This window comes from Cellulomonas telluris (genome assembly GCF_004886325.1).
In the GTDB taxonomy this organism is placed as follows: Bacteria; Actinomycetota; Actinomycetes; order Actinomycetales; family Cellulomonadaceae; genus Cellulomonas; species Cellulomonas telluris.
This window is the reverse complement of sequence record NZ_QXFN01000003.1, coordinates 661,231-684,868: the sequence shown is the minus strand read 5'-3', so window position 1 is coordinate 684,868 and position 23,638 is coordinate 661,231. Positions and strand designations below refer to the sequence as shown.

The following is a 23,638-nucleotide window of genomic DNA, read 5'->3' as shown; positions in this document are numbered from 1 at the left end:
GGGGCCCCCTCTCAGCCTCACCGGGCTGCCCGCGCACGTCGGCAGCACGGCGACGTCGACGTGCGCGAGGCTGCCCAGTAGCCGTGGCGTGCGGCCAGGTCTTGCGCGCGGTGCTGCAGTTCAGGCGGTTCGTGATGCCGCTGATCGGATGACCTGTGCGAGGTCGCCGGCACGGCTCCACATCGGCCAGTGGCCCGTGGGGAGGTCGACGACCTCGAGGGTTTCCAGGTTCGCGACGTCAGCGAACATGGGGTGCCCGTTCCGGGCCAGCTCCAGCACCTGCGCGCTGGGGATCGAACAGCACACCAGGGTGGTCGGCACGGCGTTTCGGGCGCCGTTCGTGAGTTCGACCGTCTGCCGAAGAACGGGACCCGGCTCGGGCACCGCCTTGGTGCGGAAACGCTCGAGGACCTTTGCACTCAGGCCCTCCAGGCTCGCCTCCTGTGCAAGGACGTCGAAGGCTGGGAGGGGAAGCTCTTCCAGCTCCTCAGGGAGATCTGGGGCGAAAGCAGTCCCGGACGCCAACGGACCGGAGTCGATCCACACCACCCGGCCCACGAGTTCGGGATGCCGGTCCATGACGATGCTGACAGGAGCGTTCGCCCCACTGTGAGCGACGAGCGTCACGGGCCGTGCCGGGGAGGCGTCGAGTCGAGCGAGGACGTCGGTGATCGCCTCGGCCTGGTCGTCGAGGGTCCTGGTCGAACGCGCCGGGTCCGCACCGTCGAGGCCGGGCAGGGTGATCGCGATGGCGCGCGGGTGGTCGGCATTCAGGTGTTCGAGAACTTCCTCCCACGCCCAGGCGCCCAGCCAGTGGCCGGCGACGAGAACGATGGTCGGTCGGTTTGTCGTGGTGGTCATGTCCGTCCTTCTCGAGATTGCTGCGGAGGCGTCTTCACGCCTGGTGTCATGGCGAAGGCGCAGCCGCGAGACGAGCGGAGGCGACTTCGATCCTCGTCGGAGATGCCGCGCCGTAGCGGAGCGCGGGCCTGCACCGCTCAGGGATGCGGCTACCGAGCTCGCGCGTCGTCCGTCGAGAATCCTTCGAGCGCCGCGCGAGCCTCGAGCGTCTGGAGTTCTTGGAAGAAGGTGACCTGCCAGCCCGCGGGGGCTCGCACTCGCGCGTTGATGGTCTGGAAAGGGGTTCGAACGGGCGGGGCGATGAGTTCCGCGCCCTCCTGGACGGCAAGGTCTGAAGCGAGCTCGGCGTCCTCGACCTCGAGCGCGATCCGAGGGGCACCAGATCGAGGTGCTCCTTCGACCTCATCGATCCTCTGCGCATGTGTCGGCGTGGCCAGCTCGATCGTCGCGATGCCGGCGTGCAGGATCGCGACCCGGTCATCACCCTGCGTCGCGAACGCGATCTGCTCCGGCATGCCGAGCAGATCGCGGTAGAAGCGCAGGGCGCTGTCGAAGTCCTCGGTCTCGATGATCAGACGGAGCTGGGTGGGAGAGGGCAAGTTCGTCGTCATGGGCGTCATCCTGCGACCTGACATGCACGTCAGATGCAAGTCCGAGCTCCGCCCGCAGCGCCCGAAGCTCGTCGATCTCCGCATCGACCGCCCGTCGCTCGCTCACCAGGCGCTCCTCGGCCGCGTCGAACGCGCTCCGGAGCAGCGCCCCGCTCCCGGCCGGGCACGAGAGCGGGAGCATCAGCTGCCGGATGACCGAGCTGCAGAATCCGGCACGGAGCAGCTGCTTGATCTGGTGCACGGCGACCTCGTCAGCGGCCGTGTAGACACGGTGGCCACCCCGGGTGCGACCGGGAGCGAGCAGGCCCTGCTGCTCGTAGTAGCGCAGTGATCGCGCGCTCACTCCCGTGCGCCTGGACATCTCCCCCACGGTGACGCGGGAGAGGGCGCCGGGGCGCGGGTCCTCGCGGGACCTCGTGCTGTAGTACCTGCCGTCGTCCGAACTGGTTCCGTGCATGGGTGGACCCTTCGATCTCAGTCGAGCCCTGTCGGGGTGAGCTGTGGGCTGCTGCAGACGAGCGACGATCGGTGCTCGGTGGCCGAGCCCGACGGACGACTGCCATCGTTCAGAATAATGGTTTAGCGTTCAGTGTAGCGAACGGCGCAGGGCTGCTCCCTCCGTGCGGCGCGCACGGGTCCCCCTCGATCCCGCGCACCTTCTTCCTGGACCCGTTGCACCGCGACCTGTATCGGAACTGGGACGAGCTCGCGCGGATCCACATCGGCTACCTCCGCCTCACCTCCGGCAGGTAACCCGACGACGTGAAGCTCGGAGAGCTCGTCGGCGAGCTCTGCGATGCACAGCCGCGACGTCGCCGCCATCTGGGCAGCCGGGGACGTGGCCGACTGCACCAGCGGCGCGATGCAGCTCCACCACCCCACCGTCGGCGCCGTCGACGTGGAATACCAGGTCTGGCTGCAGCCGGACAGCCGCGACCACCGGCTCGAGGTCTACACCCCCGCGACCAGACCTCGCGAGACGCCAGGGCACTGCTGCAGCCCGATCGACGACGTCTACGAGCGGGCGCTCTGCGGACCGAACGACGGCCGCGCGTGGTGGTGGCCCACCCGCCGGGCTCAGCGCAGCTCGGAGATCAGCACAGCGCTCGTGCCGGGCTGGAGTGCCTCGAACACGTGCGGTGCATCGCCCGGATATGCGAGATAGTCCCCCGGCTCCAGCTCGACCGGCGCTTCGGCAGGGCCGACCGCCGCGCGTCCTGCGAGGAGGACGACGTGCTCCGTCGTCCCGGGATGGTGCGGATCAGAGCGCCGCGGTTCACCGGGATCGGCCCGCACGCGGTACACGTCGCGCCTGGCACCAGGGGGCGAGGCGGACAGGAGCGTCGCGTCGTACGCAGCGACCGCCGAGGGAACCCCGGAACGGTCCGCCGCGCGGATGAGGGTCGGCGCGTTGTCCTGCTGGTCGACGAGTGTGGCGAAGGGCACGCCGAGAGCGACGCCGAGCACCCACAGCGTCTCGACGCTCGGGTTACCGGCGCCGTGCTCGAGCTGTGAAACGGTCGCCTTCGAGATTCCCGCGCGGCGCGCGAGCTCGGACACGGATATGCCCGCCGATTCGCGCTCTCGCCGGAGAGCGCGCGCGATACGGGCTTGCAGACCCTCCATGTGTTCATGATGGCAAACGTCCGTTTGCGTTGACAAACGGCTCGGCGTTGTTCACCATGCTGACCATGCGTTCAATGAAGCGAACGCCCTGGACGCGCGCACCCCGGGCTGCCGAGGAACGCAGCGCCTGGCGCCAGGGCGTGGCGGTGTCGGTCGCGACCAGCGCGTACGGCGTCTCCTTCGGCGCGCTAGCGGTCGCCGCCGGGCTCGGCGTGTGGCAGACGTGCGTGCTCAGCCTGCTGATGTTCACGGGCGGATCGCAGTTCGCGTTCATCGGAGTGATCGCGTCGGGCGGGCTCGCTGCGGCACCCTCGGCCATCGCGTCCGCCGCGCTTCTCGGAGTCCGCAACGTCGCTTACGCCGTGCGGATGAACGCCGTCGTGGGTCTGTCGTGGTGGCACCGGATCGCGGCCGCGCAGTTCACGATCGACGAGTCCGCGGCGGTCGCCCTCGCGCACACCGAGCCGCGTGCACGCCGGATCGGCTTCTGGGTCACGGGCCTCGGCATCTACCTCGGCTGGAACCTCGCGACGCTCGCGGGCGCCCTTCTGGGCGACGTGCTGGGTGACGTGCGGGCGTACGGCCTCGACGCGGCCGCCGCAGCGGCGTTCCTGGCCTTGCTGTGGCCGCGGCTGCGCTCGCGTCAGGCCGCCGCAGTGGGCGTCGCAGCCGCTGTCGTCGCCGGCGCCCTGACGCCCTGGCTCATGCCGGGCATGCACGTGCTGATCGCGGCGGTCGTGGCGATCCTCGTCGGCAGGTTCGTCGGCGTCGGGGCGCGAGAGGAGCGGACGTCATGACGATGTGGACCGCGACCCTGCTGGCCGCCGTGATCTGCCTGGCGCTGAAGGTCGTCGGGTACCTCGTGCCCGCCGGCTGGCTCGAGCACGAGCGCTCCGTCCGGATCGCCGATCTGCTCACGGTCGCCCTGCTGGGCGCGCTCGTCGCGGTGCAGACGGTCGGATCCGGCATGGCGGTCGTGCTCGATGCGCGCGTGCCGGCGGTCGTGGTCGCGGGCGTCCTGCTGCGGCTGCGCGCGCCGTTCCTCGTCGTGGTCGTGGTGGCGGCCGCCGTCGCCGCGCTGCTGCGGCTGGTCGGCTGGACCGCATGAGACCGCTCCGCGACACCGTTCCGGGCGCTCCTTCGCCTCGACTCGGTCAGCAGGGGGCTCAGGCAAGCAGCCGAGAGACGAGCTGCTCGACGATCTCGTCGGTGGAGGTCTCGGGGTCGATCGGCACGGTCAGCCGGTCGAGCATGAGCCCGTCGAGGGCGTAGTGGAAGAGTGCGATCTCGCTGCGCGTCCCGGGCAGGCCGGCCTGGGTGGTGAAGACGACGTCGCCCTCGAAGGCGCGTCGACGCCAGGCGCCCAGCGCCTCGGCGACCGAGGGACGCCTGACCGCCTCGAGCCGCAGCTCGAACAGGGCGAGCGAGACGTCGGGGTCCGCGCTGAGCCGGGCGACCACGTCGCGGATGTAGGTGGCGAACAGCGCGCGTGTGGGCTTCTGCGTCGCGCGCGACGCGAGCAGTTCCGGGTCGGGGGTCAGACGCTCTCCGATGCGGCTCACCAGCTCGGCGACCAGGGCGTCTCGCGTGGGGAAGTAGTTCGACGCGGTCCCCCGAGGCGTCCCGGCTTCGGCGTCGACGGCACGGTGGGTGAGTCCACGTGCACCCGACCGGGCCAGGACGTGGATGCCTGCGTCAGCGAGTGCGGCTCGGCGGTCGGCGTTCCTGGCCATGACCCGAGGGTAGCGCAAACCACAACAGGTGTCGTAGTGTCTCCTCGACCACTACTGATGTCGTGATTGGAGCGCGAGTTGCGCGAGCTCGTCTACTACGTCGCCGTCTCTCTCGACGGCCACATCGCCGCCCCCGACGGCGGCTTCGATGCCTTCCTCGTGGAGGGTGACCACTCCTCGGTCATGTTCGGGGAGCTGGGGGACGCGATCCCCAGCCACGTCCTGGCAGCCCTCGGCCTCTCGGCGCCGGGTACGCGGTTCGACACCGTCGTGATGGGCTGGAACACCCTGCTGCCCGGGATGGAGATCGGGGTCGACAGCCCGTACCCCCATCTGCGTCAGTACGTCGCGAGCCGCAGCGACAAGCAGGTGGCGCCGGGCATCACGCTCATGCACGACCCCGTCGCCACGGTGCGCGAGCTGAAGGAGGAGGAGGGCCTCGACATCTGGCTCTGTGGCGGCGGCGAGCTCGCCGGCACGCTCATCGACCAGATCGACCGCCTCGTGCTCAAGCGCAACCCGTTCGCCTTCGGATCCGGCATCCCGCTGTTCGGCCGGGCGCCGTACGCTCCACGCCGGTTCGATCTCGTCTCGGCGCGGCCCTTCGAGTCGGGGGTCGTCGTCGAGGAGTACGTCGCCCGTCACGACGCATGAGCACCTGGACGAAGGACCGAGCACCGATGACACCCACACCACGAGCAGCGGACGACGCCACCCCGGCACTGCTCGTCAGCGGTCTGCGCCGCGCCTTCGGGGACACGACCGCTGTCGACGGCGTCGACCTGGTCGTCGAGCCGGGGTCGTTCACCGGGCTCCTGGGGCCCAACGGAGCCGGGAAGTCCACGTTGATCGCCTGCACGGTCGGGCTGGACCGACCCGACGCCGGGTCGTCGAAGGTGTTCGGCCTGGACGTCTGGCGTCAACCGCTGGACGCGCGTCGACTGCTGGGTGTCCTGCCCGACAACCTCGCTCTGCCCGAGCACCTGTCCGGGAGTGAGCTCCTCGGGTACTGGGGGCGACTGCACGGGATGGCGCCGGCCACCGTCGGTTCACGGGCGAACGACCTGCTGCGGTTGCTGGAGCTGGACGGGTCCGCCTCCCGCACCCTGGTGCGGGACTACTCCACCGGTATGCGCAAGAAGATCGGCATCGCCGTCGCCCTCCTCCACGCCCCGCGCGTCCTCGTGCTGGACGAGCCCTTCGAGGCGGTGGACCCGCTGTCGGCGATCGCGATACGAGGGATCCTCGAGCAGTTCGTGGGCGCCGGCGGGTCGGTGGTGATGTCGAGTCACTCCATGCTCCTGGTGGAGCACCTCTGCGATGCGGTGTCGATCATGGTCGGCGGTCGCATCGTGCGCACCGCGCCCATGGCCGACGTCCTCAGCCAGGGAACGCTCGAGGAGGCGTTCCTCAGCGCGGCCGGGCGACCGCACGACGACCACGATCAGGAGCTGTCATGGCTGACGTGATCGTCCAGCTCGACCGCACCCTCGTCCGCAACCGGGTCGCCGGCGGCAAAGCCGCGCAGCGGGCGCTCGGTGCCACCCTGGGCTTCTCGCTCGCGGGCACCACGCTCCTGCTCGCGCTGCTGGAGATCCCTCCCGCGGCCCGACGGGACCTCGTCTGCCTCGCACTGGGGCTCTGGCTGATCGGGTGGATGGTGGCCCCCAGCTTCACCGGCGGGCCCGAGCTGACAGGGCAGTTCTTCCGGCTCCACCCGGTCAGGCGCAGCACCCTGACGAGAGGCCTGCTCGCCGCTGCCTGCACCGGCCTGCCCGCCATGGTCGCACTGGCCGCCTTCGCCACGATCGTCGTCGCCGCCATCCCGCTCGGACCGGGTGCGGTCCTCGTCTCCGTCCCGGCGACGCTGCTGAGCGTCCTGGTCGTGATCGTCGCCGCGCGCCTCACGGCGATCTGGTTCGCCGCCGTGTCGAGGTCGCGCGTGGGGGCGGCGATCAGCTCGGTCGTCACGGCCGCCATCATCGTGGTGGCCCAGCACAGCTGGATCCTTCTCATCGCCATCATGGTCCACGCCGAGACCGGCCTTCCGGGAGGGCTGGGTACCGCACTGGCGGTTCTGCCGAGCAGCTGGGGGCTGCTCGCCGTCGACGCTGCGGGCGGGGGTGAGTGGGGGCTGGCTCTCGCTCTGCTCGGTGCTCTGGCCGCTCTCGGTGTGCTGCTCTACCTCTGGTGGACACGCGTGGTGACGGCCGCCCCCCTTCGCGCCTCGGTCGTCCGGGCGCCGCGACGTGCGACGGCCTCGCCGGTCAGCGCACTGCGGAAGGAGCTCCTCGGCTGGAGACGTGACTCCCTCCGCCTGCAGGACGTCGTGCTGCCGGTGGCATACGCACTCGGGACGACCGCCCTGCCGCTCGTCATCGGCTTCGGAGGGCTGCTCCCCTTCACGGGCGTCGCGCTGGTGCTCCTCGGCGTGGCCACCAGCTGCAACCTCTACGGCGCCAGCGGCACGTCCCTGTGGATGCTGCTGCTGGCTCCGGGTGCACTGCGCGAGGACGTGCGTGGGCGGCAGCTCGCGTGGCTGGTCGTCTTCGGTGGGCTCGGGGCCGCCTTCACGGCAGCGGGGTGTCTTCTCCACCCGGATCCGGCCCTGGTGCCCTGGGCGGTCTGCTCGTTCCTCGCCCTGCTCGGCGCCAGCTCGGGCCTGGTGGTGCTCCTCTCGGTCTACGCCCTGGTGCCCGTCGCGGACCCTCACACCACCAAGCACTCACCGGCCGGTCACAGCGACCTCACCGGACCGGGGTTCGTAGCGATCGCGGCAGCGCTCGTGCTCGCCGCCCCCACCGTCGGTCTGCTGGCGGCTGCGACGCTCGCGGGTGACGGATGGTCGAGGTGGGGGCCCGTCGCATCGGCGTGCGCGACCGCCGTCCTTGCGCCCTGGGTGCTGGGGCGGGCGGCCATCGTCCGGCTCTCGCAGCGGGGCCCCGAGCTGATGCACACGATGCGGTCCGGCACGACCGACGACGCGGCGGATGCAGAAACGGACGAGAGCGGGATCGGGACAGACGCAACCGCCGAACGCGACCGAGTGTCGCGCGTGTCCGGGTTCGAGAGCATGCGACCGGCGGAGAGCGCCGCGTTCTGGACCTTGTTCATCGCCGCGATCCTCGCGGCGGTGCCGCAGGGCCTCGTCGCAGCCGTCCACCTGCTGGCCGACAGCGGCATCACGGGCTGGTTCGTCGCCCTCTCGCTGCCGGAGGATCTCCAGCTGCCGGCCGCAGTGGCGTTCATCCTTCTCGGACTGCTCCTGGCCGCTGGCGCGGCCCGCATCTTTGCGCATGCTCGGGCTCGCGTGGAATAGCCGCATCCTGACACACGGCACGCCCTGGCTCCGGTGGAGCGCGGGCGCTTCGGGCAGGTTTTGAAACGCCCAGGCGCCGGTTCTGATGCGCCTCAGGATCGTCGGTTCTGATACACCATGTCGGGGTTCCACCGTCGGCTGAATGGCGCTAGGGTCCCGACGGTCCGCTCGCCTCTACGGCGACCGATGTCGGGCCCCTGACAGCAGGGGGCGCTGAGGGTCACGCTCGTCGCGCACGTCCGGAGTGGGAGGCCACGTTCCGCACTGAGGTCGCCCGGCTGAGTGCGCACCCCGCGGCGTCGAGCGAGTGACGTCCAGTCCACGAACCGTTGTCAGCCGGCTGACGCGAGTTCGTTCAGCCGTTGCTGCGTCCTGCGGAGGTCGGCCTGCTTCGCAGCGAGGCGCTCCGCGATGGAGTCCAGCTCAGCCCGGAGGTCCGGGCACATCGTGAGCGAGGGTCTATGGCCATCGACGCGAACGCAGTCGAGGTAGCGCTGGATCGTGGCGGTGTTGAGGCCGGCGCCGATCATGGCTCTGATCTGTGCGACGCGGATGACGTCGCTCTCGGAGTAGTCCCGGTACCCGGCACCCGTGCGGCCGGGGATCAGCAGTCCTCGGTCCTCGTAGTGGCGGAGCGCTCTCGCGCTCACTCCCGTCGCTCTCGCGAGCTCGCTGATCTGCACCCTGCGCTCCTCCTGCCTGCTCGCCTTGACCTTCACGCTGGCGTCAACCTCTACTGTTCCGCGCCATGACGACCACAACAACGCGGCATCCCGAGACAACCCCGCGGCGTGCCATCATCTTTCACGGCTACGGGGCGACGCCCGCAGACCACTGGTTCGGCTGGCTTGCGGAACAGCTCGAAGACGCCGGCGTCCGGGTCACGATCCCGGCACTGCCGAACCCGCTCGAACCGGATGTCCGGCAGTGGGATAACAGCATCCGAGCCGCCCTCGGCGATCCGGACGAACACGTGAGCGTGATCGCTCACAGTCTCGGCTGCCTGTCGGTGCTGCGTTATCTGCGTTCGCTCGTCGGCCCTTGGCGGTTGGGTGCCCTGGTGCTTGTCTCGGGCTTTCTCGAGCGGCTCCCCGTTCTGCCCGAGCTGGACGACTTCATCGGCGACGGCTGCGACGTGACCGGACTCAGCGACCACGTCAACCGACTCGTGATCGTCCGCTCGGACAACGACTCGATCGTCCCGCCCGCACACACTGACCGACTGGCCGAACAGCTCGGGACCGCCGCCCGGGTCGTGCCCGCTGCGGGTCACTTTCTCGCGGCCGAGGGCATCACCGAGCTGCCGATCGTCGGTGAGGCGCTCGTGTAGTGCCCGCCCGCCGACGTCGGACCTCGATCTGGTCTCGAGACGTCCAGGACCGTTCCTGAACGGCCTCCGAATCGGTCAGTCAGGCCCGCTCTCGCGGCCGTCGAGGCGCTGGGCTCAGCGACGGTGAAGTGACGTTCGTCGCTGGGGTTCTCGAGCTCGTCGAGTACGGCGAGACGAGGTCGGCCGAACGCGCCGTCAACGACGCTGCGGCCTCTGCCGGACGGATTCGCGGCACCTTGACGATCGGGGTGATCCCCACGGTCACCGCCGTCGACCTGCCCGCCGCTATCGGCGACTTCCACGAAGCCCACCCCGAGGTACGGATCACGCTGCGCACCGGAGGCAGCGACGAGTTCATCACCGCCATCGCCGAGGGGCGAATGGACGTCGCCGTCCTCGGGCTTCCGGAGTCCGCGTCCGTCAAGGGCGTGCGGACGCGAACGCTCGCCCGTCAGAACCTCGTCGCGGTCGTCTCCGCAGACCACCCGCTCGCCCACCGCCGGCGGCTGCGGCTCGAGAACCTGACGGAGGAGACGTTCGTGGACTTCCCTGCCGGCACCCCGGGCCGAGCGCCCTCCGACCGCGCCTTCCAGGCGCGCGGCCTGTTTCGCGAAGTCGCGTTCGAAGCCACCAGCACCGGACTCATCCTCGACCTCGTCAGGCACGACCTCGCGGTTGCGCTCCTGGCCCCCGACGTCGTCCCCGCCGACGACCGACTCCGCACCATCGAGGTCGCGAACGGCCCCGTCCGCATCGAGTACCTCGCCTGGAGCGACTTCAACCCCAGCCCGGCCGCACAAGCCTTCCTCGACCAGATCCGGCCACCGGCAACGCCAGCATGAGCCGCACCTGCGCGACGACCCATCTACCACCAGCAGCCATCCATCGATTCAGAGATCGTCGATGCGGTCTCGATCTCCAGACGGACTATGGCGTCGGTTGCCGTGCAGCGTCGGCGCCCACGTCGGCGAACGGTGGTGCCCACAACCGGTCGGCGGTGCCAGCGGCGAGGTGCCTCCGATAGACATCAACCTTTCCGTGGATGATGTCGAGGCACTCCATCAGCATCGTGACCCGCTTACGGACCTCCTGCTCGTGTGCCTCGAGCAGGGCTAGGCGCTCGGCCTCATTCCCGGGGCCGGCCTGTACAAGCGCCGCGAACCGCCGGATCTCGGCGATCGGCATACCCGAAGCGCGGAGGCGGTTGCAGAGCAACAGCCAGGCGACATCGGCCGAGTCGAACACCCGGCGCTGACCAGCGCGCGGGATGGGGCGGAGGTACAGGCCCTCACGCTCGAACCAACGAAGCGTGTGCACGGACAGGCCCGTTTGTCGGGCGACCTCACCGATCGACAGCGCATTGTGCCGAGCGGCTCCACCCGCCGTCGTTGTCACCGCACCTCCACCGCTTGACCTAGAGCAGACTCTAGAACCTACCGTCGCCGATATGACGACGTTCAACGACCTGCTCGCGCAACAACGACCCCTCCGCTCAGGCTTCGGGGCGACTAGTACTGCCAACGATGTACTCTCCGACACCGATCTGTCCGGGATGACGGCGGTCGTCACGGGCGGGCACTCCGGCCTCGGACTGGCCACCACACGAGCGCTCACGACCGCCGGGGCCCGGGTGATCGTGCCTGCCCGACGCCCGAACGCCGCGCGTGAGGCGCTGCACGGCACCGAGGGTGTCGAGGTTGCCGAGATGGACCTCGCCGATGGCGCGAGCATCCGCAGCTTCGCCGACCAACTTGCCGACAGAAGGATCACCGTCGATCTGGTCGTTGCGGGCGCCGGTGTGATGGCATGCCCCGAGCAGCGAGTCGGCGCCGGGTGGGAACTTCAGTTCGCGACCAACCATCTCGGCCACTTCGCCATGGTCAACCGGCTCGTCCCCGTGCTCAACCCGGTCGGGGCCCGCGTCGTCGTCGTCTCGTCGGGCGCTCACCGCATCACGGGCATCCGCTGGGACGACATCCACTTCGAGCACCACGCCTACGATCGGTGGCAAGCGTACGGACAGTCGAAGACCGCCAACGCCCTCTTCGCCACCCAACTGAGCGTCCTCGGCCGCGATCGGGGAATCCTTGCCTACTCGGTCCACCCAGGGCTCATCATCACGCCCCTTCAGCGGCACATACCGCGCGCCGAGCAGATCGAGCTCGGCTGGATCGACGAACTGGGACGGCCCGGACCGGAGTTCAAGACGCCGGCGCAAGGCGCTGCGACGATCGTCTGGGCCGCGACCTCGCCACTACTGGCCGACCGCACCGGCGTGTACTGCGAGGATTGCGACATCGCGCCGGTCGCCGCCCCTGACGGTGCCGGCCCCGGTGTCGCGCCCTGGGCCATCGACCCGTCCGAGGCGGAGCGGCTATGGGAGTACTCGGCGCGAATCACCGAACTCGGACCGGGCGCGCTACGTTGACCGGCGGCAGCGCTCTGCCCCGCCTACGCCGGCCGCCGCGTTCACCGCGCCGACAAACCAGGCCGGAGGGAATCGGGTCGTCGGCGTCGAACCCGGCGTACGCGGGCACATGAACGGCGCCGGCTCTTGCCATCCCGACCCGCCGAAGTCCCATCTGACAACCGGAAACGCTCGGTCTCCAGGGCCCTCCGTCGCGCTTGAACGGCCCGGAAACCGCAATTGGGCGACGCGCTGCGTCTGAGCATCTTCCGCGGTTGCCCGGAAACGGCATGGGGAACTGCCCCGGCATCGGTTGACTCTTCGAGCCGGGCCGCGAGGGCCAGGGTGTTGAGAGCGGAGACGGTTTCGAACTCGACGGGTGTCATGCGCGCAAGCCGTCTCGGCGGTGTTTGTCTCCGGCGGCGCCTACGCGTTCGATGGACGCGGTGATGCGGTGGTGGCGCCAGGCCACGACGATGCGCAACCATCGGTCGGCCACTGATCTTCGCTACCTCAGCCTTGATGGGACGCCGGAGCGCCCAAGGACGTGATCGCCGGACGGGCAAGTTCGAGAAGTCCGGCGAGGGTGAGGAGCGTCGGGTTCGTCTGGTCGGTGCGCCAGACGAGGCCGAGCTGACTGGTGGCTTCCAGTCCGCGGACCGGCAGAGTGCGTAGGCCCGTGCGCGCGTAGTGCTCGATCAGCGGACGGCAGGCCAGCATGGCATGGTGCCCGGATGCAGCCAGAGTGATGCCTTGCTGGATGGTGGTGATCCCAGCGGTGGACAGGATGGGAACGCCGGCAGGTGTCATCGACGGCGTGCGAGCTGCCTTCCAGTAGTCCGGGGCGTCGCCGATCCGATGCAGGAGGTCGAACTGGGCGAGGTCTTCCTGGTCGACGGCTTCCCTGTCGGCGAGCGGGTGATCCGTGCTGACCACGACGAACTGATCCTGCGCCGCGAACCGGAACCCGATCGTCAGCTCCCGCTCATGCACGGGTAGTTCCGCGATGACAGCGTCGAGCTCACCGTCGAGGACCGCAGTGAACGGTGATCCGAGGGGGACGTCGTGGGTGTGCACGGACACACCGTGCTGGGCGTGCAGGGTCCGGAAGGTCGCGATGATCTCTGCGTAGACCATGCCGGTGAACCCGATCCGGAGCTCCTCCAGTGCACCGCGCATCGCCCGGTCGCGGGCGCGATCGAACGTGCGCAGCAGCCCCAGGTAGGCCGGTCGAACGTCCTTGACGAACTGAGCTCCCGCCCGGGTGAGCGCGACCCGCCGGCTGGTGCGGGCGACCAACCGCGCGCCCACTCGGGCTTCCAGGGTGGCGATGAGCTGACTCACCCGAGACTGCGACAGCCCGAGGCGCTCAGCGGTGCGACCGAAGTGCAGCTCCTCGGCCAGGGTGATGAGGCACTCGATCTGCTGCACGTGCACCTGGTGCATCGTTCGAGACTCGGTGCCCACCTCGGCGAACCTACCAGCCATCTATGAGGCTGACTGATCGATCCATGAGGAGATCGTCGTTGTTCCCGCTGCTGGAAGGCGGTGGGGTGAAGGGCATGAGTTCTTCTGCACCCCCCCGTGAGCCCGCTCGTGACGAGCGAACTTCCCTGCCCCAGTGGCTCGCGGTCGGCGCCGTGACCGTGGCGACGTTCCTGGTGGTCACCTCTGAGATGCTCCCCGTCGGAGTGCTCACCTCTATGGCCACCGGGCTCGGCATCTCGTCGGGCGCGACCGGCGCGAGCCTGACGATCACGGGAGTGGTCTCGGCCGTCACCGCCCCGGTGGTGCCGCGGCTGTTGGGAGACCTGGATCGACGCGCCGTACTCGCTGCCGCGATGGTCGTGCTCGCGATCGGCAACGGGCTCACAGCGATCGCCGCCGCGTTCGAGATGCTCGCGGTGTCGCGGGTCGTGCTCGGCATCGGCATGGGCGCGGTCTGGGGCATGGCCTCGGCTGTCGCGGCCCGGTTGGTCAAGCCCCGCGACGTCGCCCTGGCGGTGTCCCTGGCCGTGAGCGGCGTGGCCGCCGCCTCGGTGCTCGGCGTGCCGCTCGGGACGTTCGTCGGAAATGTCCTCGGCTGGCGAGCCGCGTTCGCCGCGCTCGCCGTGCTGGCGCTGATCGTCGCGGCCGCGCTCCGGTTCGGATTGCCCGTCCTGCGCCGCCCCGTTGCGGTCGGTCCCGAGGCCGACGCCGGCGCTCGTCGTTCCCTGGCACGTCCGGCGGTGATCTCCGGGCTGGTCGTGGTGGTGCTCCTGGTCACGGCACATTTCGCCGCCTACACCTACGTCCGCCCAGTACTCGAAGAGCTGCCGCGGATGTCTGCGAACACCATCGCCCTGCTGCTCCTGCTGTACGGCACGTTCGGGCTGATCGGGAACTTCGCTGCCGGTGCCGCTGCCGGACGCCGGCCGCGCCCGACGGTTCTGCTGCTGGCCGCCGGGGTCGCCGTGGCGCTGACGATCCTCGCAACGTTCGGAACCAACGCACTCGCCGCCGGGATCGCGATCGCCCTATGGGGCGTGGCCTACGGAGGCATCTCAGTGGGCGTACAGCTGTGGATGGCCGCCGCAGCACCAGACCGAGTCGAGCACGTGACTGGCCTGTACGTCGGAGTCTTCACAGCGTCCATCGCCCTCGGCGCGTTCGTGGGAGGGCTGATCCTGGAGAACGTGGGAATCGTGACGCTCCTTCGGTCAACCGCCGCCCTTTCCCTTGCTTCGCTGGTCATCGGCCTCACCGGCCCCGGCCCCCAGCGCGCGCGGGTCGCAGAAGCTGTCCCGACCCCTGGCGACTCTCGTACAGCAGGTCCCGAGCACGCCTCCCGGTAGAGCCGGGCGAACATCCCAGAACCCGACTCTGAGGCGTGTGCGCACGGCACGCAAGGCGCCGTCGCTGTCGTGCACGTGCAACGGCCAGACCAGCCGGCACCCCGCGACGGGGCGGACGTCGCGGGGTGCGTGCGCGCGCCGACTGCGTCGCGCGAAGTCGCCGTAGGCGTCGCCGTCAACGCGGTCCTGGGGTGCTCGGGCCGGACGAGCCCGCATCCGGGCCCATCCACCGTGCGCGAAGCGGCCACGCCGAGGCCGGCCGGCGACAGCGTGATGCCGACAGCGCGGCCACGGCGTCGGTGCACGGGACGAAGGCTCGTGGCACGGTCGCTCGCAGCTGCGCGAACACCGCGACGATCCCGGACAGCGCGCGCCCCATCGGGGTTGAGGTGTCGATGTCGGGCTCCGTCGACGACGTGATGTTGACGCCGCGCTCGTGCAGCTCGTCGATGGTCTCGATGGCCATCTTCTCGCTACCGGCGATCCGGTCGAGCCGGCGCACGACGAGGGTGTCGCCGGCGGGCCGACCAGAAAACGATCAGTCTCGGCCCGTTGAGGGAAGCTACAACCCGGTACGGCGTGACTGCCCCTGGACCGGACCTGGGAGAATCCTCGCATGGCGACATCGCTCTTGACGCAGAACTTCGCGTGGCGTGGGCGGACCGTCCGCTGGGATCGTTTCGGAAGCGGGCCGGCCCTCGTGTTCCTTCACGGCACGCCCTGGTCATCGCAACTGTGGCGTCCCATCGCAGAAGCGCTATCGAAGTCGTTCACCGTGTACCTGTGGGACATGCCCGGGTACGGGTGCTCATCCAAAGACCCCTCTCACCGAGTCGATCTGGGCGTACAGGGCGAGTTGTTCGCGGCGCTCCTTGAGCACTGGGAGCTCACGACCCCACACGTCATCGCACACGACTTCGGTGGCGCAGTCGCACTCAGAGCCCGTCTGCTCCACGGCGCGGCGTACGCCTCCCTGTGCCTGACCGACGTGGTCGCGCTCGCGCCCTGGGGCTCACCCTTCTTCAATCTCGTCAAAGCAAACGCGCCTGTGTTCGAACAGCTCCCGCCTGCAGTTCACCGCGGCGCGCTGGAGGCCTACATCAGCGGCGCCAGCCACAAGGGCCTGCACGCCGACGACCTCCGAATGCTCGTCGAGCCGTGGACCGGCGAGATCGGTCAGCCGGCGTTCTACCGGCAGATCGCCCAAGCAGACGAGTCCTTCACGACTGAGATCGAGCCGCTCCTCGGCAGCATCACCGAGCCTGTCCACATCATCTGGGGAACGGAGGACACCTGGATCCCCGCTGACCGCGCCGACCGTCTCCGTGAGGCGATCCCTCACGCGACCGTCGAGCTGATCCCAGACGCAGGACACCTCATACAACTTGATGCTGCTGCGGCTCTGTCCGCAGAAATCACCCGGTGGACAATCACCGTCGGCACGGCACCCGCAACGACGTAACGGACGGCACGGCCGGAACCCCCTGGCGGTTGGATCGGCATCCGGCCAGCCAGCCGAATCGGTGACCGTTTGCGGCACGGCGTGCGCAGGCAACGGCGCGCATCGTCAGAAACGGTCGTTTCCGGTGCCTGCGTAGTGCCCCTCGGTGATGGCCGTGCTCGTGTGTCCGAGGAACGACGCCGCTGCGTCGAGCCCGAGGCCGCGCGCCAGGACGGTCGCGCCGGTTCGGCGGAACCAGCGCGGCGTGATGCCGAGGTCCTCCAGACCTGCGTCGCGGACGAACTCGCGGAAGGTGCGGCGCAGATCGTGCAGGGTGATGACGCCGCCGTCACGGTTGTGGACGATCGTCACCTCCGGGCCGGAGCCGTCCATGTCCGCGATGCGCCGGCGGATGACCTCCGCCGCGAACTCCGGCACCGCGATGCGGCGGTTGGAGGCGTCGGTCTTGGGCTGGTCCTGGCGGAAGTCGGCGACTCCGCTCCGGCGGACCACGGTGCCCTGGACGTGCACGACCATCCCGCGGCGCGTCTCGGTCACGTCGCAGGGGCGCGGCGCCAGCGCCTCGCCCGGTCGCATCGAGGTCCCCAGCAGCACCTCGCAGATGTCCCGCACCTTGCCGTCCGGCTTGGGTTCCCGGACGTCGGGGCCGGTCCGCCATGCCGCCACGGCGGCACGGATCGCCTGCACCTGCTCGAGGGTGGGCGCGTGGATCTGGTGCTTGCGCCGGCTGAGCGGTGAGGTGCCCTCGACCGGGTTGCGGGCGATCGCGTCCTGCCGCAGCGCGAAGGCGACGAGCTGGTTGAGCAGCGTTCTCGTGTGCTTGGCGCGCGAGTACGAGCGCGCGGCCTGCTGCTTGCGGAACCACTCCACCCGGCCGGTGGTCATCTCGCCGAGTGTGCAGCCGTCGAAGAGGGGCCCGACGTGCAGGCGCAGGTCGTCGCGGTAGCCGTCCTTCGTGCCCTCGGAGATGTCCCGCAGCTCGAGGTCGGCCGGCCACAGCTCGCACAGCTCGCGGAAGCCGCTGCTCGGGCCGAGCGCGCCGCCCGTGCCGTGGCCCGGTCGGCCCAGCACTCGTGCCTTGAGCTCTGCCTGCGCCGCCCGCGGACTCCATGCCGGCGATCCACGCCTCGACCTCGGCGGGCCGGAACCGCAGCTGCCGGCCGACGCGGAAGCCGCGCGGCCCGCGTCCCTGGGAGCGCAGGTCGTAGAGCGCCTGCGGGGTGACCGACAGGTACTCGGCGAGCTCGGCCAGGGTCATCGTCGCCTGCGTGGGCGACGTCACGTCGGTGTCCATGCCAGCAGGTGTGCGCTGAGCGCTCCAACCGCGCCGAGGACGGCCGAGGCGGGGACCCGCCGGGCCGATGCGCTGCGGACAAGTGTCCATTAAAAGTCCAGTGGCCACGTCAGGCTCCTGTGTTCAGGATCCCGGCGTGGCCTCTGACCAGCGGTTTCGGTGGAGCTGAGGGGACTCGAACCCCTGACCCCCTGCATGCCATGCAGGTGCGCTACCAGCTGCGCCACAGCCCCGTGGTCCTCGCGGACCCCGTGCGCCCCGTGAGGCGCTCAGGAAGCATAGGACGATCGGGCCCCGAAACGCTAATCGGGGTCGCGCGTCTCGGAGTCGGCGTCCTCCTCGGCGGGGACGTCCGGGCCGGCGTTCCAGTCCGAGGACGCGTCGGTCGGCCCGAGGTTGTACCCGTGCAGGCGCCAGCCGGGCTCGGCGTCGGAGCGGTCCGCGGCGAGCTCCGCCCAGTGGGCGTTCATCATGCCCACGACGCCCCGCCAGTGCGGCGCCTGCCCCAGCAGGTCCGCGACGACCGAGCCGATCGCCGCGCCATGGGAGACGACGACGACGGTCCCGTCACGGCCCGCCCGCGCGGCGTGCTCGCGCACGGCGGCGCCGACGCGAGCGGCCACCTCGGCGCGGCTCTCGGCACCGACCCCCGCGGGGTCTCCGCCGGCGCGCCACTCGGCGAACTCTGCGGGCCAGCGCTCCTCGATCTCGTGGCCGGTCAGGCCCTCCCACACGCCGAAGCCGCGCTCGCGCAGCCGCGGGTCGCGCTCGACGGGCATGTCGAGCACGCGACCCAGCGCGTCGGCCGTCTCAGCCGCACGGGACAGGTCGGAGCTGACGACCAGCGTCGGGGTGTAGCGGGCGGCGATGCGGGCCGCGGCCGTGCGCGCCTGCCACCGGCCGGCGTCGTCGAGCGGGATGTCGACCTGCCCCTGCAGGCGGGCGGTCGCGTTGTACGCCGTGCGGCCGTGCCGCCACAGCAGGAGACGTCCGGCGCGGGCGCCGGCCGCGCTCACGCCTCGCCGTCCTGCGCGCCCCGCTCGTCCGCGGGCAGCTCGATGACGGGGCAGTCCTTCCACAGCCGCTCGAGGGCGTAGTACACGCGGTCCTCCGCGTGCTGCACGTGCACGACGACGTCGCCGAAGTCGATGAGGACCCAGCGCCCCTGCGCCTTGCCCTCACGTCGCACGGGCTTCGCGCCCTGCTTGTGCAGCGCCTCCTCGACGGCGTCGACGATGGCGCCGACCTGGCGCTCGTTCGTGCCGGACGCGATGAGGAACACGTCGGTCAGCACGAGCTGCTCGCTGACGTCGAGCGCGATGATCTCCTGCGCCTTCAGGTCGGACGCGGCACGGGCGGCCGCGTGGGCCAGCTCGATCGCACGGGTGCTCGCGGGCACGGGTCTCCTCGGGGGTCGTCGGTGCCGGACGGCGCCGGGTGGGCGCGGACCGCGTGGGCGTCCGCGCGACGGTCAGAGCGGTGGTGCTCCCCCGCCCACCAGCAGCGAGAGGGTCGGCACGAGGGCCGCTGCCGTGTCCTCGCGGGTCCGGATGAGCAGCAGCATGACGAGGAAGCCGAGCACGAACGCGACGAGCGCCAGGATCAGCAGGTGCAGCCACGTGTACGGGTGCCGCCGGCGCTCGCGCTCGTCGTCGAGGTCGTCCACGTCGTCGTGCTCGTCCTCGGCGGCGGCTGCACGGCCCCAGGGCGTCGGGGCGTCACCGCGGACCGGGACGACCGGGTCGGGCGAGCCCGCCTGCGGCCGGGGCGGCGCCCCGGGTGCGGGAGCCGACGACGCGGCCGGCTCGGTCCCGCTCGCGGGAGCGCCCGCGAGGCCCTGGGCGCCGGCAGCGGGGGCGCCCGCGGGCCGCCCTGCGGTCGCGCCCCAGACCGGACCCTGGGACGGGGCCGGGGCGGGCGCAGGTGCGGGCACGGGACGGGGTGCCGAGGACGCGGTGCGGCCACCGGGCGAGGCGGAGGGTGCTGCCGGGGCCTCGGTCGCGCCCCAGGCGCTCGCGGCACCGCCGCCGCCCCACGCGGACGTGCGCGGCGGCGACGGCTGCGCGGGAGGCACGGCGGGCGCGGAGGCGGCCCAGCTCGGACCGCCGGCGGCACCGTCGCGCGGTCCCCACGGACGCGCGTCCGCCGGTGCCGCGGCGCGGGGCTCGGCGGCGCGCGGGGGCTCGGCCGGAGCCGGCGACCAGCCGCGCGGCGCACCCGCACCACCGGGCCCGGGCTGCGGGGCCGCGGAGGGCCGCGGGGCGGGAGCGGTGCGGGGACGGTCGTCGGGTCGCGGCGTCGCCACGGGCGGCGGGGCCGACGCCTGCCACGTCGCGGGCGCGGGCCGCGGCGACGCGGTCGGGTCGAGCGAGGGGTCGCGGTAGGAGCGGCGCGACCGGGCGCCGGCGTCCGCCGCGGGGGGGCCGGGCGCGGGCTGCGGTGACGGCACCGGCCCACGCGGCGCGGGCGGCTGCTGCCCGGGCGTCCAGGAGGGGGTGCCGCCCTGCTGCGGGGAGGCGCTCGTCCCGCCGGGAGGGGTCACCAGGCGGCTGCGCATCGCACGGCGTGAGCCGGGCACCGGCGACTCGCCGGCGCCGGGCGTGCCGACGGGTGCGGACGGACCCGTCGGTCCGGTCGCGGACGCGCCCTCCAGGGCGGCCCGCTCCATCTCGCGACGGCGGCGGCGCTCTCCGGGTTCACTCATCACGACCTCGATACAACCTGTGCTTGGCGATGTACTGGACCACCCCGTCCGGGACGAGGTACCACACCGGCTCTCCCGCCCGGGCCCGTGCACGGACGTCGGTCGAGGAGATCGCCAGCGCGGGGACCTCCAGGACGTCGACCCGCCCCTGGGGCAGGCCGGCGACCGACAACGCGTGCCCGGGACGGGTGACCGCCACGAACCGCGCCATGTCGAAGAGCTCGGCAGCATCCTTCCACGTGAGGATCTGCGCGATCGCGTCGGCACCGGTGATGAAGTAGAGGTCGGCGTCCGGACGCTCCGCCTTGAGGTCCCGCAGCGTGTCGACGGTGTACGTCAGCCCGGGCCGGTCGACGTCGACGCGGCTCACCGTGAACCGCGGGTTCGACGCCGTGGCGATCACCGTCATCAGGTACCGGTGCTCGACCTCGGTGACGACCGTGTCCTGCTTGAACGAGGGCTGGCCCGTCGGGACGAACACGACCTCGTCGAGGGCGAACCGCGCGGCGACCTCGCTCGCGGCGACCAGGTGGCCGTGGTGGATGGGGTCGAACGTGCCGCCCATCACCCCGATGCGCGGCACGTGACCCTCGGCTGCGGAGAGCACCGTCAGTGGCGCGACCCGACGCTGCGGAAGGCGTAGGTGATGAGCAGCAGCGCCAGGAGGCCGACGAAGCCGCCGACGCCGAACACGGCGGGCGGGAAGGGGAGCTCGGTCCCGTGGGCGGCGGCCTCCTCGGCCGCGGCGATCAGGGTGGCGTGCACGTCGTCCTCCTGGTGGTCGTCGCGTGGCTGTCGCGGGTGGGCCCCGGTCCGGTCGCCGGTCGGCGCCACGGCGTCCCAGTGTCGCACGGACGCCCGGGCGTGTCGGTCAGGGCCGCACGTGCCCGTCGCCGTGCACGACCCACTTCGTGGTCGTCAGCTCGGCCAGGCCCATGGGCCCGCGGGCGTGCAGCTTCTGCGTGCTGATCCCGATCTCGGCGCCCAGCCCGAGCTGACCGCCGTCGGTGAACCGCGTCGACGCGTTGACCATGACGGCCGCCGAGTCCACCTCCGCGACGAACCGCTCGCTCGCCGCGAGGTCCCGCGTCACGATGGCCTCGGTGTGGCCCGAGCTCCAGGTGCGGATGTGCTCCAGCGCCTCGTCGAGGTCGTCGACGACGCGCACGGCCAGGTCGAGGGCGAGGTACTCCGTCGCCCAGTCGTGCTCCGTGGCCGGGACCACCGGCACGTCCGCCGGTGCGAGCTCCTGGGTCCGGGCGTCGCCGTGCAGCGTCACGCCCGCCTCCGCGAGCGCCGTCAGCGCGGACGGCAGGAAGCCCTCGGCGGCGTCGCGGTGCACGAGGAGGGTCTCCGCCGCGTTGCACACCCCGACGCGCTGCGTCTTGGCGTTGAGCAGGATCGGCAGGGCGACGGCCGGGTCGGCGGACGCGTCGACGTAGACGTGCACGTTGCCGACGCCCGTCTCGATGACGGGCACGGTCGACTCGCGCACGACCGTGGCGATCAGGTCCGCCCCGCCCCGGGGCACGAGGACGTCCACGAGCCCGCGGGCGTGCATGAGCGCGACCGCGCCCTGCCGGCCCCACGCGTCGATCGACTGCACGAGGTCGCCCGGCAGGCCCTGCGCCTCCAGCGCGCGCGCCAGCACGCCGACGATCGCCTCGTTGCTGCTCGCGGCGGCGGACCCGCCGCGCAGCACGACGGCGTTCCCGCTCTTGAGGGCCAGCCCGGCGGCGTCGACCGTCACGTTGGGACGGGCCTCGTAGATCATGCCGACGACGCCCATGGGGACGCGCAGCTGCCGCAGCCGCAGGCCGTTCGGCAGCGTCTGGCCGCGGACGACCTCGCCGACCGGGTCGGGCAGGCCCGCGAGCTCGCGCAGCGCGTCGGCGATCGCGCCGATGCGGGTCGGGTCCAGCGCGAGGCGGTCCAGCAGACCGGGCGACATGCCGGCCTCGCGGCCGCGTGCGAGGTCGTCGGCGTTCGCGGCGACGATCGCGTCCGCGGCGTCGACGAGGGCGTCGGCCATGGCGTGCAGGGCGGCGTCCTTGGTCGCGCGCGTCGCGGTCGCGAGGCTGCGGGCGGCGACCTTCGCGCGCCGCGCGACCGCGAGCACCGCGTCCTCGGCGGTGCCCGCCGGGGCCGGCACCGCGCCGGACGCGGGCGACGGGGCCGTGGGCTCGAGCTGGGTCGTCATGGCGCCAGGGTAGTCCGCGCTCCCCCGCCGGTCAGGGGCGTCCGGCGGGCGGGCGCGGGCCCGGCGTCAGCGACGGCGGCGGACCAGCACCAGGTCGTCGCGGTGGACGAGCTCGCGGTCGTACCCCGGGCCCAGCGCGTCGCGCAGGTCGCCCGTGGAGCGGCCCAGCAGCTGCGGCACCTCGTCGGCGGCGTACGAGACGAGACCCCGCGCCACCACCGCGCCGGCGCCGTCCACCAGCTCGACGGGGTCCCCCGCCTCGAACGCGCCCTCGACCCCGGTGACGCCCGCCGGCAGCAGCGACGTGCCGCGCTCCACGACCGCGCGCACGGCGCCGTCGTCGAGCACGAGGCGCCCGTGCGTGCGCGCCGCGTGCGCGAGCCACAGGCGGCGGATCGACGACCGCCGCCCCGTCGCCGCGAACCACGTGCCGACGTCCTCGCCGGCCAGCGCCCGGCGGGCGAGGGCGGCCGACGTCAGGACGACCGGGATGCCCGACTGCGTGGCGATGGCCACCGAGTCGAGCTTCGTCACCATCCCGCCCGTCCCGACGGCGCTCCCCCGGGACGACACGTCGACGTCCGCGATGTCGGCCGGGCCGCGCACCTCGGCGATGCGCCGGGAGCCGGGTCGGGACGGCGCGCCCGTGTACAGGGCGTCGACGTCGGTGAGCAGCGCGAGCGCGTCGGCGTGGACCAGGTGGGACACCAGCGCCGCCAGGCGGTCGTTGTCGCCGAACCGGATCTCGTCGGTGGCGACCGCGTCGTTCTCGTTGATGATCGGCACGACGCCGAGGTCGAGCAGCCGGGTCAGCGCACGGTGCGCGTTGCGGTACTGCCCGCGCCGCCACGTGTCCTCGGCGGTGAGCAGCACCTGCGCGACCCGCAGCCCGTGCGCGGCGAAGGCCCGCGTGTAGTGCGCGACGAGCAGCCCCTGGCCCACCGACGCGGCGGCCTGCTGCGTCGCGAGGTCGCGCGGCCGGGCGGCGAGCCCGAGCGGCCCGATGCCCGCGGCGATGGCGCCGGACGACACGAGCACGACCTGCGTGCCGCCAGCCCGGCGCTCGGCGAGCACGTCGACCACGACGCGCAGCCGCTCGGGGTCGAGGTGGCCGTCGGGCGTCGTCAGGGACGACGACCCGACCTTGACGACGAGCCGGCCCGCGGCCGGCAGCTGGTCACGGCCCTGCAGGGCGGCGGAGCTCACCCGGCCATGATGCCGTCCCACCGCCACGCGACCCGACGCCTTTCCGGTGCC

General features: G+C 71.7%; 27 protein-coding genes, 1 tRNA gene and 3 pseudogenes. 11 read left to right on the top strand and 20 right to left on the bottom strand.

From position 1 onward, the window contains the following. Positions 1 to 120: 120 nt before the first annotated feature. From FB586_RS11995 to FB586_RS20325, 3 genes are all read right to left on the bottom strand, one after another. On the bottom strand, positions 121 to 861 hold the full coding sequence (locus tag FB586_RS11995; protein WP_136519516.1) for an alpha/beta fold hydrolase: 741 nt from the start codon (positions 859 to 861) through the stop codon (positions 121 to 123). Positions 862 to 1,010: 149 nt separating this feature from the next. Further along, positions 1,011 to 1,460: a VOC family protein gene (locus FB586_RS11990; protein WP_370741081.1), complete on the bottom strand. Its 450-nt coding sequence runs from the start codon at positions 1,458 to 1,460 to the stop codon at positions 1,011 to 1,013. Next, positions 1,342 to 1,833, bottom strand: a complete 492-nt coding sequence (locus FB586_RS20325; protein ID WP_370741080.1) for a MerR family transcriptional regulator — start codon at positions 1,831 to 1,833, stop codon at positions 1,342 to 1,344. Before FB586_RS20325 ends, FB586_RS11990 begins: the two co-directional genes overlap by 119 nt. Before the next feature lie 435 nt (positions 1,834 to 2,268). On the opposite strand from FB586_RS20325, the gene FB586_RS20320 reads away from it, so the two are divergent. Continuing rightward, positions 2,269 to 2,637: an MmyB family transcriptional regulator gene (locus FB586_RS20320; RefSeq protein ID WP_222928350.1), complete on the top strand. Its 369-nt coding sequence runs from the start codon at positions 2,269 to 2,271 to the stop codon at positions 2,635 to 2,637. Here FB586_RS20320 and FB586_RS11975 read toward each other — a convergent pair. Next, positions 2,550 to 3,098, bottom strand: a complete 549-nt coding sequence (locus FB586_RS11975) for a helix-turn-helix domain-containing protein (protein ID WP_136519513.1) — start codon at positions 3,096 to 3,098, stop codon at positions 2,550 to 2,552. The genes FB586_RS20320 and FB586_RS11975 overlap by 88 nt on opposite strands. A gap of 65 nt (positions 3,099 to 3,163) precedes the next feature. On the opposite strand from FB586_RS11975, the gene FB586_RS11970 reads away from it, so the two are divergent. Together FB586_RS11970 and FB586_RS11965 are read left to right on the top strand one after the other, a co-directional pair. Beyond that, the gene (locus tag FB586_RS11970; RefSeq protein WP_370741079.1) at positions 3,164 to 3,895 is read left to right on the top strand and encodes an AzlC family ABC transporter permease; all 732 of its coding nucleotides are present in this window, start codon (positions 3,164 to 3,166) and stop codon (positions 3,893 to 3,895) included. Further along, entirely contained in the window at positions 3,892 to 4,206 is a 315-nt protein-coding gene (locus FB586_RS11965) for an AzlD domain-containing protein (RefSeq protein WP_136519511.1), read from the top strand. Before FB586_RS11970 ends, FB586_RS11965 begins: the two co-directional genes overlap by 4 nt. A 58-nt stretch (positions 4,207 to 4,264) precedes the next feature. Here FB586_RS11965 and FB586_RS11960 read toward each other — a convergent pair whose 3' ends face one another. Continuing rightward, the gene (locus tag FB586_RS11960) at positions 4,265 to 4,660 is read right to left on the bottom strand and encodes a hypothetical protein (RefSeq protein ID WP_246036738.1); all 396 of its coding nucleotides are present in this window, start codon (positions 4,658 to 4,660) and stop codon (positions 4,265 to 4,267) included. 12 nt (positions 4,661 to 4,672) lie between these two features. Further along, positions 4,673 to 4,831: pseudogene (locus FB586_RS20045) on the bottom strand (TetR family transcriptional regulator); the annotation flags it as partial. 66 nt (positions 4,832 to 4,897) lie between these two features. Here FB586_RS20045 and FB586_RS11955 point away from each other — a divergent pair. From FB586_RS11955 to FB586_RS11945, 3 genes are read left to right on the top strand one after another with little or no spacing between them, the layout of a single operon-like run. After that, positions 4,898 to 5,485: a dihydrofolate reductase family protein gene (locus tag FB586_RS11955; protein ID WP_306419162.1), complete on the top strand. Its 588-nt coding sequence runs from the start codon at positions 4,898 to 4,900 to the stop codon at positions 5,483 to 5,485. A gap of 26 nt (positions 5,486 to 5,511) precedes the next feature. Further along, entirely contained in the window at positions 5,512 to 6,300 is a 789-nt protein-coding gene (locus tag FB586_RS11950; RefSeq protein WP_136519509.1) for an ABC transporter ATP-binding protein, read from the top strand. Further along, on the top strand, positions 6,288 to 8,150 hold the full coding sequence (locus FB586_RS11945; protein WP_136519508.1) for a hypothetical protein: 1,863 nt from the start codon (positions 6,288 to 6,290) through the stop codon (positions 8,148 to 8,150). Before FB586_RS11950 ends, FB586_RS11945 begins: the two co-directional genes overlap by 13 nt. 332 nt (positions 8,151 to 8,482) lie before the next feature. On the opposite strand, the gene FB586_RS11940 is transcribed toward FB586_RS11945, so the two are convergent. Beyond that, on the bottom strand, positions 8,483 to 8,869 hold the full coding sequence (locus FB586_RS11940; RefSeq protein ID WP_222928349.1) for a MerR family transcriptional regulator: 387 nt from the start codon (positions 8,867 to 8,869) through the stop codon (positions 8,483 to 8,485). 29 nt (positions 8,870 to 8,898) lie between these two features. Between FB586_RS11940 and FB586_RS11935 the strand changes: the two genes are divergently transcribed. Continuing rightward, positions 8,899 to 9,480: an RBBP9/YdeN family alpha/beta hydrolase gene (locus tag FB586_RS11935; protein WP_136519507.1), complete on the top strand. Its 582-nt coding sequence runs from the start codon at positions 8,899 to 8,901 to the stop codon at positions 9,478 to 9,480. Positions 9,481 to 9,608: 128 nt separating this feature from the next. Further along, on the top strand, positions 9,609 to 10,322 hold the full coding sequence (locus FB586_RS11930; RefSeq protein WP_136519506.1) for a LysR substrate-binding domain-containing protein: 714 nt from the start codon (positions 9,609 to 9,611) through the stop codon (positions 10,320 to 10,322). An 85-nt stretch (positions 10,323 to 10,407) separates the two neighbouring features. Here FB586_RS11930 and FB586_RS11925 read toward each other — a convergent pair whose 3' ends face one another. Next, entirely contained in the window at positions 10,408 to 10,875 is a 468-nt protein-coding gene (locus FB586_RS11925; protein ID WP_187697867.1) for a MerR family transcriptional regulator, read from the bottom strand. 52 nt (positions 10,876 to 10,927) lie between these two features. Between FB586_RS11925 and FB586_RS11920 the strand changes: the two genes are divergently transcribed. Then, entirely contained in the window at positions 10,928 to 11,908 is a 981-nt protein-coding gene (locus tag FB586_RS11920; protein WP_136519505.1) for an oxidoreductase, read from the top strand. 492 nt (positions 11,909 to 12,400) lie between these two features. Here FB586_RS11920 and FB586_RS11915 read toward each other — a convergent pair whose 3' ends face one another. Further along, positions 12,401 to 13,324 (bottom strand): LysR family transcriptional regulator, encoded by a 924-nt coding sequence (locus tag FB586_RS11915; RefSeq protein WP_222928348.1) that lies wholly within the window; start codon positions 13,322 to 13,324, stop codon positions 12,401 to 12,403. An 89-nt stretch (positions 13,325 to 13,413) separates the two neighbouring features. Here FB586_RS11915 and FB586_RS11910 point away from each other — a divergent pair, with 89 nt between their 5' ends. Then, on the top strand, positions 13,414 to 14,721 hold the full coding sequence (locus FB586_RS11910) for an MFS transporter (protein ID WP_222928347.1): 1,308 nt from the start codon (positions 13,414 to 13,416) through the stop codon (positions 14,719 to 14,721). A 175-nt stretch (positions 14,722 to 14,896) separates the two neighbouring features. Here the strand turns inward: FB586_RS11910 and FB586_RS11905 are convergent. Then, positions 14,897 to 15,229, bottom strand: a pseudogene (locus FB586_RS11905) (recombinase family protein); the annotation flags it as partial. A gap of 108 nt (positions 15,230 to 15,337) precedes the next feature. Between FB586_RS11905 and FB586_RS11900 the strand changes: the two are divergent. Beyond that, positions 15,338 to 16,183: an alpha/beta fold hydrolase gene (locus FB586_RS11900; RefSeq protein ID WP_136519502.1), complete on the top strand. Its 846-nt coding sequence runs from the start codon at positions 15,338 to 15,340 to the stop codon at positions 16,181 to 16,183. Between the two features lie 105 nt (positions 16,184 to 16,288). Here FB586_RS11900 and FB586_RS11895 read toward each other — a convergent pair whose 3' ends face one another. From FB586_RS11895 to proB, 10 genes and pseudogenes are all read right to left on the bottom strand, one after another. Beyond that, complete coding sequence (locus FB586_RS11895; RefSeq protein ID WP_136519501.1) at positions 16,289 to 17,254, bottom strand: site-specific integrase; 966 nt, start codon at positions 17,252 to 17,254, stop codon at positions 16,289 to 16,291. A 55-nt stretch (positions 17,255 to 17,309) separates the two neighbouring features. Then, a pseudogene (locus tag FB586_RS20315) lies at positions 17,310 to 17,441 on the bottom strand (helix-turn-helix transcriptional regulator); the annotation flags it as partial. Positions 17,442 to 17,637: 196 nt separating this feature from the next. Beyond that, positions 17,638 to 17,710 (bottom strand) — tRNA-Ala (locus tag FB586_RS11885). Positions 17,711 to 17,779: 69 nt separating this feature from the next. Continuing rightward, positions 17,780 to 18,493, bottom strand: a complete 714-nt coding sequence (locus FB586_RS11880; RefSeq protein WP_136519500.1) for a histidine phosphatase family protein — start codon at positions 18,491 to 18,493, stop codon at positions 17,780 to 17,782. Then, positions 18,490 to 18,876, bottom strand: coding sequence for a ribosome silencing factor (gene rsfS, locus FB586_RS11875; protein WP_136519499.1), 387 nt, complete (start codon positions 18,874 to 18,876; stop codon positions 18,490 to 18,492). The genes FB586_RS11880 and rsfS overlap by 4 nt, the downstream gene beginning before the upstream one ends. Before the next feature lie 72 nt (positions 18,877 to 18,948). Beyond that, on the bottom strand, positions 18,949 to 20,181 hold the full coding sequence (locus FB586_RS11870; RefSeq protein ID WP_136519498.1) for a hypothetical protein: 1,233 nt from the start codon (positions 20,179 to 20,181) through the stop codon (positions 18,949 to 18,951). Continuing rightward, the gene (gene nadD, locus FB586_RS11865) at positions 20,174 to 20,764 is read right to left on the bottom strand and encodes a nicotinate-nucleotide adenylyltransferase (protein ID WP_136519497.1); all 591 of its coding nucleotides are present in this window, start codon (positions 20,762 to 20,764) and stop codon (positions 20,174 to 20,176) included. Before nadD ends, FB586_RS11870 begins: the two co-directional genes overlap by 8 nt. Before the next feature lie 26 nt (positions 20,765 to 20,790). Continuing rightward, positions 20,791 to 20,946 carry a hypothetical protein gene (locus tag FB586_RS19425; RefSeq protein ID WP_168800537.1) on the bottom strand — a complete coding sequence of 52 codons (156 nt, stop codon included), beginning with the start codon at positions 20,944 to 20,946 and terminating at the stop codon, positions 20,791 to 20,793. A 106-nt stretch (positions 20,947 to 21,052) separates the two neighbouring features. Then, entirely contained in the window at positions 21,053 to 22,381 is a 1,329-nt protein-coding gene (locus FB586_RS11860; RefSeq protein ID WP_136519496.1) for a glutamate-5-semialdehyde dehydrogenase, read from the bottom strand. A gap of 66 nt (positions 22,382 to 22,447) precedes the next feature. After that, complete coding sequence (gene proB, locus FB586_RS11855) at positions 22,448 to 23,587, bottom strand: glutamate 5-kinase (RefSeq protein ID WP_136519495.1); 1,140 nt, start codon at positions 23,585 to 23,587, stop codon at positions 22,448 to 22,450. Between the last annotated feature and the right edge of the window lie 51 nt (positions 23,588 to 23,638).